Genomic DNA, 15,267 nt, shown 5'->3' with positions numbered 1-15,267 from the left:
TCTCCTGCTCTGGCTATAATGTGGCGGATAGAGCGCGTCGAGAGAGGAGCTTTTCGTTCAGAGACAAAGACGTATTGGGTGTCCGGATAATCTCTTTGAAGTTGACGTAAGGCTCTCAGTTCGGGAGATCGCAGGGGGTGAATGCTATCGTGACCGTGCTTGGCTCTTCTAATTTCGATGTAGCCGGATACTAAATCTACCTGCATCCATTTCAGAGCTACCAGTTCGGCAGTTCGTAGTCCGTGGCGAAACATCAGTAAAATAATCGCTGAATCTCTCACACCATGACGACCTACTTTTATTGCCGCGCGAATTATGGCTTTGACTTCATCAGTGCGTAGATATACTCGTTCTTCTGAAGATAATTTTTTGGGAGGTAGGAATCCAGGAGAAACTATCTTTGCCGAAAATGGAAGTTGAGTGGTGACTTGTAGCATGGGTAAAATCCTCATGCTTGTGTATATACTTTCAGGATACTTTGCCTAAAATAGAACAAACTAGGCAAAGTTATAATTTGTATTACTTATCAATCAAACCCAAAAATCGGTTGGGCAAAGTGTTATTGTCTTCCGTTGCCCCTGGTTACACGAACCTTCTATTTACGCCCACAGGATGATGTCAGTTGGAAAGTGAGGCCATTTGAAAGGAGACTTTGAGTTTATAAGTCGAAGTCGGGCAGTAAGTATAAATGCTATTTCTACCAGACTTACCAGTTTTTCAACACAACTTTTCTTCCTGCGTCACGCTCATTTACAACTCAAAAATTTTAAGTGCTGGGAGGACTCGTTCACCGAAGACCTCAATAAATTTCTGCTGCTGACGATTGACGTTGTGCAGGATAATCTTACTGAATCCGAGTTCCACATCTTTCTGTAACCACTCAATATGTTGTTCAGGGTCTGCTGAGATCCGTACTAAATCCTCCAGATCGTTAGGCTTAACGAAATGTGCTGCGGCATCAAGCTGCGCTGGGGTTTGAAGTTCCGCCAGCACGACGTTCTCTAAGATATTAGTGCGCCACTGGTCGTAGGCTCCAAGGCGTGCTTCTGCCTCGTCTCGTGCGTAGGACAATTGTACCTTGAGGTACATCGGCTTTCCCTTTCCCCCACCCCGGTGAAATGCCTCCACCACCTTCATAAGTTTTTCGTGGGGACGGGAGGTGGTGATTAACCCATCTGCCCAACTGCCTACCCACTCAGCTGTTTCGGGGGTAATGGCTGCTCCGATGATGCGGGGTAGAGTCTCCGGGCGGCTGTAGAGCTTTGCTTCTTCCACACGTACCCGACCGTAGTGGGTGACTGTTTCCCCAGCCCACAAGGCACGGATAACATCAACACACTCCTTTAGGCGGGCATTTCGTTCAGCTTTGACAGGCCAAGGTTCGCCAGTGATACCTTCGTTAATTGCTTGACCAGTCCCCAATGCCACCCAAAAGCGATTGGGGAACATTTCTGCGAGGGTTGCAGCTGCTTGGGCGATGAGGGCCGGGTGATACCGTTGCCCAGGAGCACAGACGACACCGAAGGATAGAGAGGTAGCCTGCATAGCTGCGCCTAACCAAGACCAGGCGAAGCCGCACTCCCCCTGGCGATCGCTCCAAGGGTGAAAGTGGTCGGAGGACAGAGCGGTGGTGAATCCGGCTTGCTCAGCAAACTGAACCCACTTGAGCAGGATACTCGGTTTGAACTGCTCGTGCGAGATGTGATACCCAAACGTTGTCATGTGCCTTTCCTCTTCAAAGATTTTTGGATTTTAGATGAACCACAGTCAAGGTTCATAGCTGGCAATGAACCATTGAGGTCTATTACCGAGGACGATGCGGAACTCTGCATTGCTTGTAAATACAGTGGGAGTCGGGAGTGTGAAACAGTTTTCCGGTCAGAATTTCACGCTTGCTACGATAAAGCAGACGGTATACGACCACCGATAGCACTGCCCCTAGCGTTGGTGCAACGAAGTACAGCCACTGACCCCGCCAGAGTCCAGAGACTAAAGCGGGTCCGAAACTGCGTGCTGGATTCAGACCTGTGCCAGTAATTGGAGCTGTCAACCGGACTAGGAGCGCGATTAAAAGCCAGGTCATCAAGGGTGTCCAGTGCATGAGCCGATAGCTGCTGACAAAGATTAAGATCGACAGCACCAGCAAAAAAGTAATAAAAACTTCTACTGCAAATACATACCAGAGGGGGTGACCCGGTTGGGGCAGCGTCGCCCCGTTTTCAACAGTAGCGGCATAATCTCCCCAGACCGTTACTAATATTACTGAACCAAAGATTGCGCCCAGGAATTGTGCAAGAATGTATCCGGTTGCATCTAAAAAATCCATTTTGCCCTGAATCCAGAAAGCCAACGAAACTACGGGATTGACGTGGGCACCACTAAGCTTGCCCAGTGGGGTAATCGCAAATAGCGAGGCACTGCCAGCAAACAGCAGACCTGTAAGCATTAGACGACCACCCTCACTGGGGATGATCTGCTCTACAGGAGAATTTTCACCGAGATTGAAGACGACTGCACTAAGTCCAGCGAAGATTAGAAACGCGGTTCCGAGAAATTCGGCAGCGTATTCAGCCCAGTTTAGTCGTCGCCACCATCTAAAATTCATCATTTTTTTAGTAGGTAAGGGAGCATAGAAAGGAAAAGACTCAACTAGCAAGGGACAGCTTTACTAATTGATTGGACAGCGGTTACCGGATGCTCCAGTACCGCTAACCTTCAGGCTTAACAATGGGTCGGTCAGCGTGCCCCAGATAGCTCCCTTAAAAACTACTTTTCGACTAACCGCAGGGCGTGACCGTCTGGGTCTCTCACCAAAAAGCCCTTTTTGAATCCCAAGGTCTGTTCTGGAATCTCCACGACACCGGAAGACACAAAGGTAAATTGTTGCATCTGCCACTGTTGAGCGTTAGCGAAGCTTAACGAAGCGATAGCTTCAACATCCCGCACGACCAGGGTGGTTTGCCGATGGATCAAGTCATTGACGTGGACATCACTAGGTATGGGTCGTCCGTTTTGTGGATTCAAGTATTCTAAAAGCTCAATCCCAGGCCCTGTAAGCGCACTCAGTCGATTAATCCGGAGCCGGGCATGAGGAACTTGGCTGAGACGCTCCTGCTCAATACCGTAGTTTTCGCTCCCCCCAACCCGTTCCATCCCTAGTAAATCCTGGTAGAACTTTAAGCTTGTTTCGGTGTCAGATATAACAATCGCCGTATGGTCAATCCCTAAGAAGAGTTTGTCAGTCTGGCGCTGCCACCTCGGATCTCCTTTCCCCAATGGATAGTGGATCAGTTCCAGGTCGTGTTCATCCGGGTCTTTGAAGTAGAAAGCCTGGATGCCAGCTGCCGCTTTATTCCAATCAGGAATTTGTTGAGGCTCGGTTGAACGATTCTGCGTCATATTCTGCTGTAAGTGTTGGTAGGCTTTATTCATGTCACTGACTGCAATGGCAATGTGCTGGAACCAGCGATCATTGCTGCGGGAGTCAGCCGGAACTGGTTGTCCTTTCAGCGTCAGGTATTCCGTCAGGTCAATGAACTCGCTGCCCAGTTGCATCCGGACAACCCGCATTCGTAATCCAGCTAGTCCCTGGAGCTGCTCATAAGCAACGCCTGAAACCTCAACATCCGAGATTTTTTCAAACGACAACACCTTAGAGTAGAACTCAATTGATCGCTCTATACTGGCAACCGTCATGCCAATTGATTCCACGGCAACTACTCGTTCGTCTTGCATCGATTTAAACCCTGCAACTACACTCAACAATGGAAACTAGCTCAAGCGTTCGATTAGATGATCTCCCACGCGCAGCGCATTGGCGATAATCGTTAGGGTCGGGTTGAGACCCGTGTTTGAGGGAAAGAAGCTGCTATCGACGACGTAAAGATTGTCAACGTCGTGGGTGCGGCAATTGACGTCCAAAACGGACAACAAAGGTTCAGTCCCAAAGCGACAGGTGCCACATTGATGGGCTACCCATTTCAAGGGAAAGTTACTGTGGTAGTAGAGTGATCGCATCATAAAGCCCATATCGACATCAATCGACTTTAAAACCTCAGTCCAACGATGAACCAGACGATTGAACGACTTTGTGTTGTTTTGGGTGTAGTCAAGAAAAATCTTGTCTCCTTTTACCCTGACTCGATTATGCAGGTCGGGCAAATCCTCTCCCATCAACCACCAATCAACGGAGTGTAGCGCCGCATCTTCTGGCGAAACATCATTGTCTGTCATCAGTGGCACATCATCCATCAGCATCGCCTGGTTAACTTTACCAGACAGTTGCACCTGCCCCATTGGATAGGGAAAATCTGGCTCACCCCAGTAGAAGTCGTTAACTCCCAGGGTTTTCTGAAACAGCGTCGGATTCTCCTGCTTCATCAAGCCGATCACTACGGCACAGTTGTGCTTCATGAAGTTGCGCCCAACTTGGTCAGAACGATTTGCGAGTCCTTGAGGATGTCGATCATTTGCTGATCGCAGCAGCAATGCAGCCGAATTAACTGCGCCTCCAGAAACCACGACAATGTCTCCTTGAAACAGCTTTAGTTCACCAGCTACCTCAGTCTCAACCATCGTGACTTCACGGCCAGAGGAACTGGTGTGCAGCCGTTGCACCTTGGCTGCGGTGATTAGGGTGACGTTTGGGTGCTGAATTGCTGGACGCACCCCAATCACTTCAGCATCTGCTTTAGCATGAACTAGACAGGGATGACCATCACAGGTTTCGCAACGAATACATTCACTCAAATAGCGTGCTTGCTCATTCAATTTAATTGCCATTGGCAGGTAGAACGGCTGGAAGCCCTTTGCTTGCAAGTCATCGTGGACTTCTTGAATCCGAGGCTCGTGAGCGATCGCCGGAAACAGATAATCCTCGCTTGTCCAAGGCTCCGTAGGGTCTAATCCGCGTTTGCCATGCACGTGGTAGAGCTTTTCTGCCTCAGTGTAATAAGGTTCAAAATCTTGATACTTCAGGGGCCAGGCTGGAGAAATCCCACCCTCGTGTATAACCCTGTCAAACTCCTGTTCCCGCATCCGGAACAATGTGCCGCCGTAAAGTTTTGTGTTGCCGCCAACCCAGTAACCGGCGGCTGGCTGTAGCTCCTGGTCATGTTTGTCGTACCAAGTCTCAGCATTGAAATAGCGTTCATGCTTGAAAACTTGCATGGGGTCCCAATTTGCCTTCTCTCTCGGCAAGAAATCACCCCGTTCCAGGAGCAAAATCTGCTTGCCACTCGGTGCCAATCGATGAGCGAGTGTTCCCCCACCCGCACCTGTGCCAATGATGATCACATCGTAATGATTGTCAGCCATTTTTTCCTCCGTAACCGTCATGCTGATAGAGTCCACCGAGAAAATGATTTGCTCGCCTTTACACGCTAGATACTTGACCACCCGTGACTTCTAGGATGGCACCCGTGGTAAAGCTACTATCCTCTGATGCAAAGTAGACGTAAGTGGGCGCAAGTTCCTCTGGTTGGGCGGCTCGTTTCATCGCCACATCGGTGTCAAAGTTGTCTACCTGTTCAGGTGTCATCGTAGCTGGAATGCCGGGTGTCCAAACCGGACCGGGAGCGACAGCATTCACGCGAATTTTACGAGGTGCCAAGTTCTGCGCCAATGCTTTCGTAAATGCATTTACCGCGCCTTTACTTGTGGAATAATCGATCAGAAATTCTTTGCCAATGAGACCCAAAATGCTGCTGGTGTTGATGATGACATCGCCCTCTTTTAAATGTGGTAGGGCAGCTTTAAGCATATAGAAGTAGCCAAATATATTTGTTTCTAGCGTGCGACGAAACTGCTCGTCGGTGATGTTTTCAATTTGGAACTGCACCATCTGATAAGCCGCGTTATTGACGAGAATATTCAGGTGTCCAAATTTCTCTATAGTCTGTGCCACCGCCTGCTTGCATTGTTCGGAGTCGCGCACATCGGCTTTGATGTTGAGGCACTGTCGTCCTTTTTCTTCCACTTTGGACTTAGTAACATTGGCATCGTCGTCGTGTTCGTTGTAGAGAATAGCTACGTCTGCACCTTCCATCGCGTAGGCGATCGCCACGGCTCGACCAATACCCGAATCGCCACCCGTAATGAGTGCCACTTTTCCTTGCAGCTTGTTCGCAGGCTTGTAATTCGATAAATCGCTATCCGGCTGCGGCACCATGTCTTCCTGGCTGGCGGGATAGGGTAGCGTTTGAGCGGGAATTTGATCAGCCGTGGGACGAAATTCTGCGGGCATTGCAGTCACCTTGTTTTCTGTAGATTGTTTTCTGTAGAGTCTGGGCAATTTATTGAAGTCGATCGAGCAAATGGTCGGCAACGCGAATGGCATTTGCAATGATGGTCAGAGTTGGATTGGCTCCTGAGTGAGACGGAAAGAAGCTGCTGTCCACCACGTACAGGTTATCAACGTCGTGAGTCTGACAGTTGCGATCGAGCACGGAGGTAGCGGGATCGTCACCAAACCGACAAGTCCCGCACTGGTGTCCCACCACTTGAATGGGCAGTTGATTGCGGGGATACATCCCGAAGGGAAGAACGGCGTGTTCCGTTGTTTTGTCGATCGACTTGAGAATAGCCGTCCAGCGATGAACTAAGCGTTCATGTCCCTCAGTATTATTGGGCGTGTAACGCAAACACAATTGCTCGCCTTTTAGCTGCACACGATTGTTCGGATCGGGTAAGTCCTCAGACTGGAGCCACCAACCCGTCGAATGGCTGGCAAGATTTTGTAGCACAAAGCCTGGAGTCAGCTTAGCAAACGGAGCCAACAGCGGCGGCGCTTCGGCAGGAATCATATCTTTAAGCACGTTGCCCGTGTTTTGAACTTGACCCATTGGATAAGGGAAGCCAGGTTCACCCCAATAAAAATCATTAATGGCGATCGTCTTTTGAAACTGATCAGGATTTGGTTCTTGGCTCAGCGCCAGAACCACACATTCCAAATGCTTCATGAAATTGCGTCCAACCTGACCGGAACCGTTTGCCAGTCCATTGCGGTGGTGATCGGTTGCCGATCGCAGCAGCAACGCAGCAGAGTTGACTGCCCCGCCAGCGACCACAATGATGTCGCCCTGAAACTGATGAATTTCCCCATCGATCTCGGTTTCAACGCTGCTCACTTCTCGACCTGATGAACTGGTGTGCAGCCGCAGCACTTTTGCCCCTGTCTTCAAGGTGATGTTGGCATTGTTCTGAATTGGCGTAATGCAATTTACGTCAGCGTCGGCTTTGGCATCGACAAGACAGGGATAGCCATCACACGTATCGCAGCGAATGCAGGAACTCAACGTCCTGTCCACCTCGTTCAATTTCAAACCCAGAGGCAAATGAAATGGATGTAACCCTTGCTTCTGTAAACCATCACTCATTGCCTGCATTCGAGGTTCGTGGCTGAAGGGTGGATGCGGATAGGGTTCGCTGCGGTGCGGCTCGATCGGGTCTTCCCCCTGTCGCCCGTGTACGTTGTAGAGTTTCTCAGCACGGGTATAGTAAGGTTCAAAATCCTGGTATTTCAGAAGCCATTCTGGCGAAATCCCGCCTTTATGAGTGACCGCTTCAAAGTCTCGATCGCGCATTCGCATCAGAGCAGCCCCATAGACTTTGGTGTTGCCTCCGACCCAGTAGCCTGTCTGCGGATGAAACGGTCTGTTGTCCTTGTCATACCAGGTTTCCGGCGTATGGTAGCGCTCTTTCTGGTAGACTTCTTTGGCATCCCAGTTGGCTTTCTCTCTAGGTAAAAAGTCGCCGCGCTCCAGAATCAGAATTTTCTTGCCTGTTGGTGCAAGTTGATGCGCCAAGGTTCCGCCACCTGCCCCCGTGCCAATGATGATAATGTCGTAGCGATCGTCGGTCATTGATTCAGTTCCTTACCGAGATAACGAGTTTCCAGCTTGCTAACAGAGATCGGAGTCAACTTCTAGTAACGGCGGTCATTACCGATGAGATCGCCATTTAACGCTCGTAACGATTCTCCTAATGACCACAGCGCCCCGCCCAGCAGCAAAATGTCTTTACTCAAAAATTGTCCTGGTAGCGCCGATAGGACTGGAAAGGTGGGATCGAACATTTTGGGTGTGGTGAGCATAAAACTCAACGTGATCAGGAATGTGATCAATGCCATTGCGCTGCCGATCGCAGAGACCAGTGCCGACCAGGGACGAGTCGCGATCAAGATCGCCGTCGTCACTTCAATCACGCCAACTAGATTCGACACGCCTTGCAAACCCAAGAACGGCAGCATCCAGCTAAAAAATGGGCTGTTCTCCACAAAAGGCTGAATGCCTTGAGCTTCGGTGGCAGTAAACTTTAGCAACCCAATCCAAAACAAAATCAGTACGATGCCATACCGCATCAGAAAGAGTCCTGCCTGTTCAAATTTGTCAGCATTCTGACTGAATACAGGGGGGAGGACTGGACGGTTTCTGGTTGTAGTCATGATGAAATCTCCTTTTAGTTTTTGAGTGTTATTTCAGGCGTTGCTGATTTGAGGGATGAATTTGAAAGGGGCGGTTCGCGAACCGCCCGTACAGGAGGAGAGCATTTCGGCAAATCATCCTTGCCTTTAGCAATGCCTTATTTCAAGCGATCGCTCAAGTGGTCTGCAATGCGAATTAGAATTTCAATATCTTGATGATGGTTAACCGGATCGGGATCAATCGTTGGCGCTCACAGTGTAGACTTGTAATTCGCCATCCATGTGAGTTATTTTCCATTGTGTTTTCTCGTCCACGCGCCAGAAGCGTAAGCTAACAGCCGCATCTCCAACACTCAAATTTGTAAGTTCAAGATCGGGCAACCACTCTGGCAGAGTGGGCTGCACCCTTAACCGTCGGTTGGTCGCCTCAGCCTCAAGTCCGAGTATGGTGCGGATGAATAAGCAAATCGCTCCAGCCGCCCATGCCTGCGGAGTATTGGCTTCTGGGTAAGGCACAGGGAAGCTTTCCTGCTGACGTTCAATTCCGGCAAACAGTTCTGGCATCCGTCGTCCCTCGAAGTAGCCGGAGGCGGCAAATATACCTTCTGCAATCTGATTGGCTTCTTGATAATAACCGTATCGCTTCAGCCCAGCGGCGATAAACGCATTATCGTGGGGCCAAACGCTGCCTAGTTGATAACTAATCGGGTTATAGGCTGGGTTCTTGTCTGAGAGGGTTCGCACTCCCCAGCCAGACCACATATCTGCTTGAAATAGTCGTTGTACAACCTGTTCGGCACGTTCTGGCGGTACAATTCCAGACCATAGTAGATGACCCGGATTTGAGGTAATTGACCGGATTTGCTGCTTTTTGCTGTCCAAGCCTAAACAGTAAAAGCCTTCATCCTCCATCCAAAAGCGATCATTGAACCGTTGGTAAAGATCCTTAGCTTTGGAACGCAGTTTTTGAGCTTGTTCGCGTTCACCCCATACCTCATAGATATCAGCTGCACGTTGCCAAGCATCGTATACGTAACCCTGCACCTCGCAAAGTGCAATGGGCGGCTCAGCCTGACTACCATCGGGATAAACGATCGCATCACCCGAATCTTTCCACCCTTGATTTTGCACTCCATCTTTGGAACGGCTTAAATATTCTACAAATCCGTCACCATCAAAGTCGCCGTATTTGTCGATCCATGCTAGTGCCTGTTCAAAGTGTGATCGGCAATTGTCGAGTGTCTTGGAGTCAGCATTCCAGCGATAAGCCTCGGCTAGGGCAATGATCCAAAGAATGGTAGTATCCACCGTTCCGTAATAAGGCGTGTGCGGAGTTTCATGCAATTGCGCCAACTCACCCTGCCGCAGTTCGTGCAGAATTTTGCCAGGTTGAGCATCGCGCCAGTCATCTACCTCCGTTGCTTGTAACTCAGCCAGCTTAATCAGGGTGCCACGCGCAAAGTCGTAACTAACAGCCATAGTTTGCAAGCTGGTAACAACTGAGTCGCGCCCAAAGACGGAAACAAACCACGGGATACCTGCCACTGGCATCCAGGAAGGGTCTCCATTGTCCTCTATCTCCATTCGCAGCGCTCCTAGATCGACTAGCGCTTGCTGATAGGTATCCGTGACCTCCGCGTTGGATGATTGCAGCTTAGTAGCTACATCTAGGAAGTTTGTCATCACCTTTCCGGCTTCCGTCACATTGGTATCAGCGCTGGTGTGTTTGGGTTCAAGCACATCGCCATCAGCCAAGGCGATAAAGTTGATGCAGGAGTGCCACGTTTCACCTGGCTCAAGGGAGATATCAAAGTAGAGATGGCCATTAGCGTAGTTGGGAGGCGAACTGGCACCATCCGGTGCAATGATAATTCCTCGGCAAAATGATTGGTTTTGGTACTCGGTGGTGAGTACACCATCCTTCCATGTTGTTTTCATCTTGCCGCGTACCAGAAGTTGTTTCCCCTTAACTTGAAAAATGTCAGCGAAGTCTGAGCGCACAGACAGCATCAACTGGAACTTAACTTGTTCGGGGTGATGGTTTGTGATGTCGATATCCTCGTGTATACCGCCGTTGATGTCGCGCCGTACGGTGATGATCAAACAGCTGTCCGGCAGAGTTCCGCATACTGTGAGAAGTTCAGGGTTAGTAAATTGGTAGAGCGCAACGCGATGTGTGAGCGTGCTAGCCGCCAGCAGCGTGAGGGGATTACGGTTGATCGAAATTTCGTAGTAGGAAATCAGACGGGTGTCGCGGACAAAGAAACCTTGGGCACGCTTGTCGTTAATCGTACCGTTACAAGCTGTGACTAGAAAGGAGGAACCATCACTGATAGATATCTGTCCAGTATTGACGGCGATTTTTGTTGACATAACCTGTTTTTCCTTAGCCCTTCGAGAGTGGCTTTAAATCGTCTGGGTCTAAACTATGCCACGATTCACGCGACTTAGATCACGCTCATGATGGGACACCATTCCACAGGTGCGGCGCCCTGCCGTTCGGGGCACCGCACCTGGTTGGGTCTTGGCCTTACTGCGCGGGCAAGTCGGGCTGGGCGATGACGGGGCAGTTGATGATTGCCCGCGTCGGTCTCAAGCCGGCGACGTAACTATTGCCGGCTCCGGGCGGATTGATCGAGGCGCTGGTAACGTAGCCTTTCTTCACCAAGCCTTCCAAGTCGCCGAACGAGGTGATGCGGCGCACTTGGCGGCTCCTGACTGCTGCTGCCGTCCACATATTGACGTGAGCGTCCCACAGCGGGCTGTAGTTGTTCGACTGCGAGCGGTTGTCGTTGTCGGGGTCAATGGGGAAAACATTGATCGGGTCAATGCCGCCGTTGGCAATCGAAGCGGCAAAGCCCTGATCTTGATGGGTTTTGGTATCCCGAATCCCGTTCAAAACCGGGGAAAAGCCCAATAACGCCGAGCGGTCGCTGGGGCGCGACAAACCGTATCCCAAAACTTTCGCCAAGCGCGGCGTGTGTACTCCGTTCTCCAGCGCCGCCGGCAACTCTTCAGAAACATCGGTGACGAGATGATAGTAGTACTGCTTGCCACCTTGAAAACCGTCCAGCAGCGACATTGTTACGGTGCGCTTTTGGAGATCGATGGATTTGACGCGGTCGTGAGTTCCCGAAGTGTTATGCACCATCTGCACGTTGAGTACTCTGCCGCTGGGCAGCACCACCATCGAAGACCATTCGGCGTCGCCGACCGCGCCGGCTTTGGCCGTTTTGGGAGGAAAAGGCATCGTCATCGAGCCGGGAATGACCAAATGTTCGGGCGTGAAATCCACGTTGCCGCGAAAGCGCATTACGCCATCGGTTAAAGTCACTCGCTGCGCTCCGTCGCCAACGGCGTGGCGCATTTTGGGCGCGTAGTTGAGGCCCATCTTGCGCGCCATCTCGAAATCGGAAGCATCGGTGATGATGTAATAAACCGCTTCATTTTGCGGCGAAAGTCCGCGAAAAAGCGGCAGCGTTACGAAGGCTGCGCGGTAGGTAAAGTTGACCTCGAGCGCGCTTTTGAGAAACACGTTGTCCTTCTTTTTGAACTGAACGGCAGTGGCTGGCGAATACGCGGGCCGACCGGATTCGCGCGCCGCCATCACTTGCAAAGTGTTGGCTTCCATCATCGCGTCCTGAGCGAAAGCGGGCGCGGCGGCGAGGGCGGGCAGCGTCACCGTAAAGGCTTTTTCGTCAACCTGACCTGCTTTGAGCAGTTTATACGGACCGATCAGTTCCTTCTGCACCTCGGACGGCATTGGACCAAAGTAAGTGTTCGGGATATTAGCGCCAACTCCAGGCAGCGCAGGTCTAATATCATCCGCGTTTGTCGGCATACTCTGGGCTAGGGACGGTGCAATAGAGCCAAAGGAGATCGCAGAAATTATCAAAGTGCTGATATAGCCGAGCCAAGGCATCCGACGATTTACACAAATAGGGTTCATCAAATTTTTCCTTTCTTTTTTAGTTTTGTTCCGAAGCAGTGTTTGTCTTCAAGCGCCCATTTATTTATGAACAAAGGAACTGAATTTTATAGTGAAATACCGCTTTGCAGAGCGGATTTTTCTTATGAATGTAAGTCAATTTCTACCAGGTAAGCGTTCAGCATCGGCGCATTCACTATGAGTGGTTGGTTTCGCTCGTATAGGACGAGACCTCGACGGCGTAATTTACCCATCGTCACTGTGACGTGAGGTCGGCTCATCGCCGCCATCTGTGCTAGTTCGTCATGACTGACGTGCAGGATGACTTGACCCTCTACAGGAGGATTGGCACGACCGCGAGTTTTAGCCAGTTGGAGCAATAACCGCCCCAACCGCTCTTCCGCACCACGATAGGTTAATATTTCGGAGCGGCGCTCGGCATCGCTCAATCGCAGGCAGAATGTGAACATTAAGGCCATTAATGCTTCTTGATGGTGCTGTAGGTAGCTGACGAAGTCGTCAAGTAGAACCTCAACAACTTCGCTAGCTAGAAGCGCACGACTATCGGTTTGCCTTTGACCTTTGCGTGGCAAACAGTAGCACAGTTCCCCAAACGGCTCTCCCGGTAGAATGGACTGCAAGGTAATCTCGCGTCCCCGAGGGTCGCTGACCATAACAGCGACATGTCCACGTTGGAGAAAATAGATCCGATCGGTTGGATCGCCTGCCTGCCAAATATAGGTTCCCTGGTTGTAATACCGCGTGCGACCCAATGAGCCATCGCACGGCAGTTGGTTTATTGTGAGCCCGGTCAGCGTCTCGCACGCCCGGTGATCGGGAAACTGCAAGGCACCATTTCTAGACATGTCTGTACCTATGACAACAGAAATTCATCCAAATCTTCATATCCCTAATTTCAAGCCACGACCAATGCTTGTACTGTAAGGCAACAAAGCTATGCTAACAGCCGCAAGCTCCATCCCAACGTTCGTGGGCTAACGTCACTTTTGGAAGCCTAGTTGTAGCGACCTGCAATACTAATCACTCAAACCTGCAATCAAGACATTTCCAAACCAGGATTCTTTGCAACTAAAATTGCATTCCAGCCAGGATTAACTGCAACAGAACCAGGATTCTTTGCAACCAGCCTGCAATCATCGGTTTTAACCAAGATTATTTGCAACTAATCCGCAGTCTCGTCAAATCATTGCTTGGCAGAGGATAGGAAAAAAACCCACATCTTATAGACAAAAATATTTGAATTGCGCTCTTGAGCTATCTGCGAAAGCGCGGTAAAAGAAACGAGCGTTTTCTTGCCTTGAGTTTCTGCTCATTTTCTAGTCGCAAAGAATCTGGTCTCAAGGGTTTAGTATTGTGGGTCGCTACATTTAGTGTGCAGCGAACAAGCTTCAGCGATCCGAGTCCCTGTGTAAAGACAGACTCCGAACAAAGCGCGATCGCGCGGCAGTTTCAACCCAACGGTGAATAACTGGGATAGCTCTAATGGTGATAGAATTTTAGCTTGATCGTGACGGTCAACTTTCATAAACTAATCTTACACCGACAAAAGCATCTTTCCCGGTTAATAGAAGCACTTGGGAAGTACGGAGCAAAGATCACGAAAGAGCTGAACCATGTACAATTACGGCATTTGCAATCGGATTAAAGGTTTGATACCATGCTTTATCCCATAGCATGGTCGCTACAGCTACAGTTAAGTCCTTAGCGTAACTTTCTGCACGATTGCTCATTTCACCCCATCTATTAGAAGCAATTTTAGAAGGGCTGAAAACAGCGAACACAGTGGAACAATTGCGTCAAATCTATCAGCCCTCGACACATGAGTGAAGTTAGGGACACGAGCGCTCTCTGGTTTGCAATACGATTATTCCCGCAGTTGAATTGGCAAGCGGTAGAGCGCTCTGGTTGAATAGGTTATGGAAACTTTCATTTACCCACCCTAACGCGCCCGTTGCGATGACAGAACTGTTCCTATCGCCATCTAATTTAATTTTAACTAGCGCCACCCCACTCACACGGCAACCCGCAGCAGTCTATTTATCTAGCTTGACTGCTGGCTCGCGGCGAACCATGAGGAAGGCTCTAAATGCGATCGCTCGAATTCTAACTAATGGGCAGGGTGACGCGCTGACTTTGGACTGGGCTGCTCTAAAATATCAACATACAGCAGCAATCCGAGCAGTGTTAATGGAACAATATGCACCTGCCACCGCTAACCGAATGCTCTGCGCGTTGCGACGGACTCTTAAAGAAGCCCTACGACTGGAGTTGATGAGTGCCGATGATTATGCTAGATCTGTGGATATTTCCAATATACGGGGCGATTCCCCTCAAAGAGGACGAATCATAAAAACCAGTGAAATTGCAGAGCTTCTAAAAGTTTGCAAAGATGACTCCACACCTGCTGGTGCTAAAGATGCGGCAATAATTGCGATTTTAAGTGGCTCTGGATTACGGCGCTCGGAGCTTGTAGCTCTTGAATTGCACGACTTCAACCGCGAAACAGGTGCGTTGATTGTTCGCAAGGGAAAGGGGAGTAAATCTCGGCTCGTGTACCTACCGCAGGGCGCTGTCGCTGCGGTAAAAAACTGGCTCAAAGTTAGAGGCGACGCTCCTGGCGCTCTAATTTGTCCAATTAGGCGCGGCGGTCATATTGAGCTAAGAAGGATGACTGACCAATCGGTAATGACAATGTTGCTTCGACGGGCAAAACTTGCCTCTGTTGCTGCTTTTTCTCCTCACGATTTCCGGCGCACTTTCATTAGTAATCAGGACTTACGCAAGGGGATAGGTTCATGCAAACAGGAAAATTTTAAAACAGAGGGATGAGATTCACCAAACTTGACTACTGCCAATATCTGTTGAGCAGTCCCATCAACTACACAGTGACAAACTT

14 protein-coding genes are annotated in these 15,267 nt (G+C 49.9%); 2 read left to right on the top strand and 12 right to left on the bottom strand.

What is annotated here, in order from left to right:
• From AC2VE5_RS19880 to AC2VE5_RS19845, 8 genes are all read right to left on the bottom strand, one after another.
• On the bottom strand, window positions 1-437 hold a 437-nt coding region (locus tag AC2VE5_RS19880; protein ID WP_486889427.1), incomplete at its 3' end, for a tyrosine-type recombinase/integrase.
• 313 nt (window positions 438-750) lie between these two features.
• On the bottom strand, window positions 751-1,722 hold the full coding sequence (locus AC2VE5_RS19875) for a TIGR03885 family FMN-dependent LLM class oxidoreductase (RefSeq protein WP_486889426.1): 972 nt from the start codon (window positions 1,720-1,722) through the stop codon (window positions 751-753).
• Window positions 1,723-1,804: 82 nt separating this feature from the next.
• Window positions 1,805-2,608 (bottom strand): MIP/aquaporin family protein, encoded by an 804-nt coding sequence (locus AC2VE5_RS19870; RefSeq protein ID WP_486889425.1) that lies wholly within the window; start codon window positions 2,606-2,608, stop codon window positions 1,805-1,807.
• A 158-nt stretch (window positions 2,609-2,766) separates the two neighbouring features.
• Window positions 2,767-3,735, bottom strand: a complete 969-nt coding sequence (locus tag AC2VE5_RS19865; protein ID WP_486889424.1) for a VOC family protein — start codon at window positions 3,733-3,735, stop codon at window positions 2,767-2,769.
• Window positions 3,736-3,771: 36 nt separating this feature from the next.
• On the bottom strand, window positions 3,772-5,316 hold the full coding sequence (locus tag AC2VE5_RS19860; RefSeq protein WP_486889423.1) for a GMC oxidoreductase: 1,545 nt from the start codon (window positions 5,314-5,316) through the stop codon (window positions 3,772-3,774).
• A 58-nt stretch (window positions 5,317-5,374) separates the two neighbouring features.
• Complete coding sequence (locus AC2VE5_RS19855; RefSeq protein ID WP_486889422.1) at window positions 5,375-6,244, bottom strand: SDR family oxidoreductase; 870 nt, start codon at window positions 6,242-6,244, stop codon at window positions 5,375-5,377.
• Between the two features lie 49 nt (window positions 6,245-6,293).
• Window positions 6,294-7,862 carry a GMC oxidoreductase gene (locus tag AC2VE5_RS19850; RefSeq protein ID WP_486889421.1) on the bottom strand — a complete coding sequence of 523 codons (1,569 nt, stop codon included), beginning with the start codon at window positions 7,860-7,862 and terminating at the stop codon, window positions 6,294-6,296.
• A gap of 62 nt (window positions 7,863-7,924) precedes the next feature.
• Complete coding sequence (locus AC2VE5_RS19845) at window positions 7,925-8,443, bottom strand: YkgB family protein (RefSeq protein WP_486889420.1); 519 nt, start codon at window positions 8,441-8,443, stop codon at window positions 7,925-7,927.
• A 21-nt stretch (window positions 8,444-8,464) separates the two neighbouring features.
• Between AC2VE5_RS19845 and AC2VE5_RS19840 the strand changes: the two genes are divergently transcribed.
• Window positions 8,465-8,638 (top strand): hypothetical protein, encoded by a 174-nt coding sequence (locus AC2VE5_RS19840; protein WP_486889419.1) that lies wholly within the window; start codon window positions 8,465-8,467, stop codon window positions 8,636-8,638.
• 21 nt (window positions 8,639-8,659) lie between these two features.
• On the opposite strand, the gene AC2VE5_RS19835 is transcribed toward AC2VE5_RS19840, so the two are convergent.
• The 4 genes from AC2VE5_RS19835 to AC2VE5_RS19820 all read right to left on the bottom strand — a co-directional run bounded on the left by AC2VE5_RS19835 (window position 8,660) and on the right by AC2VE5_RS19820 (window position 13,896).
• Window positions 8,660-10,795 (bottom strand): amylo-alpha-1,6-glucosidase, encoded by a 2,136-nt coding sequence (locus tag AC2VE5_RS19835; RefSeq protein ID WP_486889418.1) that lies wholly within the window; start codon window positions 10,793-10,795, stop codon window positions 8,660-8,662.
• A 157-nt stretch (window positions 10,796-10,952) separates the two neighbouring features.
• A complete protein-coding gene (locus tag AC2VE5_RS19830) occupies window positions 10,953-12,185 on the bottom strand; it encodes a hypothetical protein (protein WP_486889417.1) in 1,233 nt (410 codons plus the stop codon).
• Window positions 12,186-12,493: 308 nt separating this feature from the next.
• Complete coding sequence (locus AC2VE5_RS19825; RefSeq protein ID WP_486889416.1) at window positions 12,494-13,216, bottom strand: Crp/Fnr family transcriptional regulator; 723 nt, start codon at window positions 13,214-13,216, stop codon at window positions 12,494-12,496.
• A 500-nt stretch (window positions 13,217-13,716) separates the two neighbouring features.
• Window positions 13,717-13,896 carry a hypothetical protein gene (locus AC2VE5_RS19820; protein WP_486889415.1) on the bottom strand — a complete coding sequence of 60 codons (180 nt, stop codon included), beginning with the start codon at window positions 13,894-13,896 and terminating at the stop codon, window positions 13,717-13,719.
• 431 nt (window positions 13,897-14,327) lie between these two features.
• Here AC2VE5_RS19820 and AC2VE5_RS19815 point away from each other — a divergent pair, with 431 nt between their 5' ends.
• Window positions 14,328-15,200 carry a tyrosine-type recombinase/integrase gene (locus AC2VE5_RS19815; protein ID WP_486889414.1) on the top strand — a complete coding sequence of 291 codons (873 nt, stop codon included), beginning with the start codon at window positions 14,328-14,330 and terminating at the stop codon, window positions 15,198-15,200.
• The last annotated feature ends 67 nt before the right edge of the window (window positions 15,201-15,267 follow it).

The sequence above is a fragment of the Aliterella sp. E5.1 genome (assembly GCF_057473825.1).
Note: the sequence above shows the minus strand (reverse complement) of the source record. Positions and strands in the feature narration are given on the sequence as shown.

What these genes read in the sequence shown, in the direction of transcription:
- AC2VE5_RS19875 (WP_486889426.1), bottom strand. Translation starts at nt 1,722, where the DNA reads ATGACAACGTTTGGGTATCACATCTCGCACGAGCAGTTCAAACCGAGT.
- AC2VE5_RS19870 (WP_486889425.1), bottom strand. Translation starts at nt 2,608, where the DNA reads ATGATGAATTTTAGATGGTGGCGACGACTAAACTGGGCTGAATACGCT.
- AC2VE5_RS19865 (WP_486889424.1), bottom strand. Translation starts at nt 3,735, where the DNA reads ATGCAAGACGAACGAGTAGTTGCCGTGGAATCAATTGGCATGACGGTT.
- AC2VE5_RS19860 (WP_486889423.1), bottom strand. Translation starts at nt 5,316, where the DNA reads ATGGCTGACAATCATTACGATGTGATCATCATTGGCACAGGTGCGGGT.
- AC2VE5_RS19855 (WP_486889422.1), bottom strand. Translation starts at nt 6,244, where the DNA reads ATGCCCGCAGAATTTCGTCCCACGGCTGATCAAATTCCCGCTCAAACG.
- AC2VE5_RS19850 (WP_486889421.1), bottom strand. Translation starts at nt 7,862, where the DNA reads ATGACCGACGATCGCTACGACATTATCATCATTGGCACGGGGGCAGGT.
- AC2VE5_RS19845 (WP_486889420.1), bottom strand. Translation starts at nt 8,443, where the DNA reads ATGACTACAACCAGAAACCGTCCAGTCCTCCCCCCTGTATTCAGTCAG.
- AC2VE5_RS19835 (WP_486889418.1), bottom strand. Translation starts at nt 10,795, where the DNA reads ATGTCAACAAAAATCGCCGTCAATACTGGACAGATATCTATCAGTGAT.
- AC2VE5_RS19830 (WP_486889417.1), bottom strand. Translation starts at nt 12,185, where the DNA reads ATGCCGTCCGAGGTGCAGAAGGAACTGATCGGTCCGTATAAACTGCTC.
- AC2VE5_RS19825 (WP_486889416.1), bottom strand. Translation starts at nt 13,216, where the DNA reads ATGTCTAGAAATGGTGCCTTGCAGTTTCCCGATCACCGGGCGTGCGAG.
- AC2VE5_RS19820 (WP_486889415.1), bottom strand. Translation starts at nt 13,896, where the DNA reads ATGAAAGTTGACCGTCACGATCAAGCTAAAATTCTATCACCATTAGAG.
- AC2VE5_RS19815 (WP_486889414.1), top strand. Translation starts at nt 14,328, where the DNA reads ATGACAGAACTGTTCCTATCGCCATCTAATTTAATTTTAACTAGCGCC.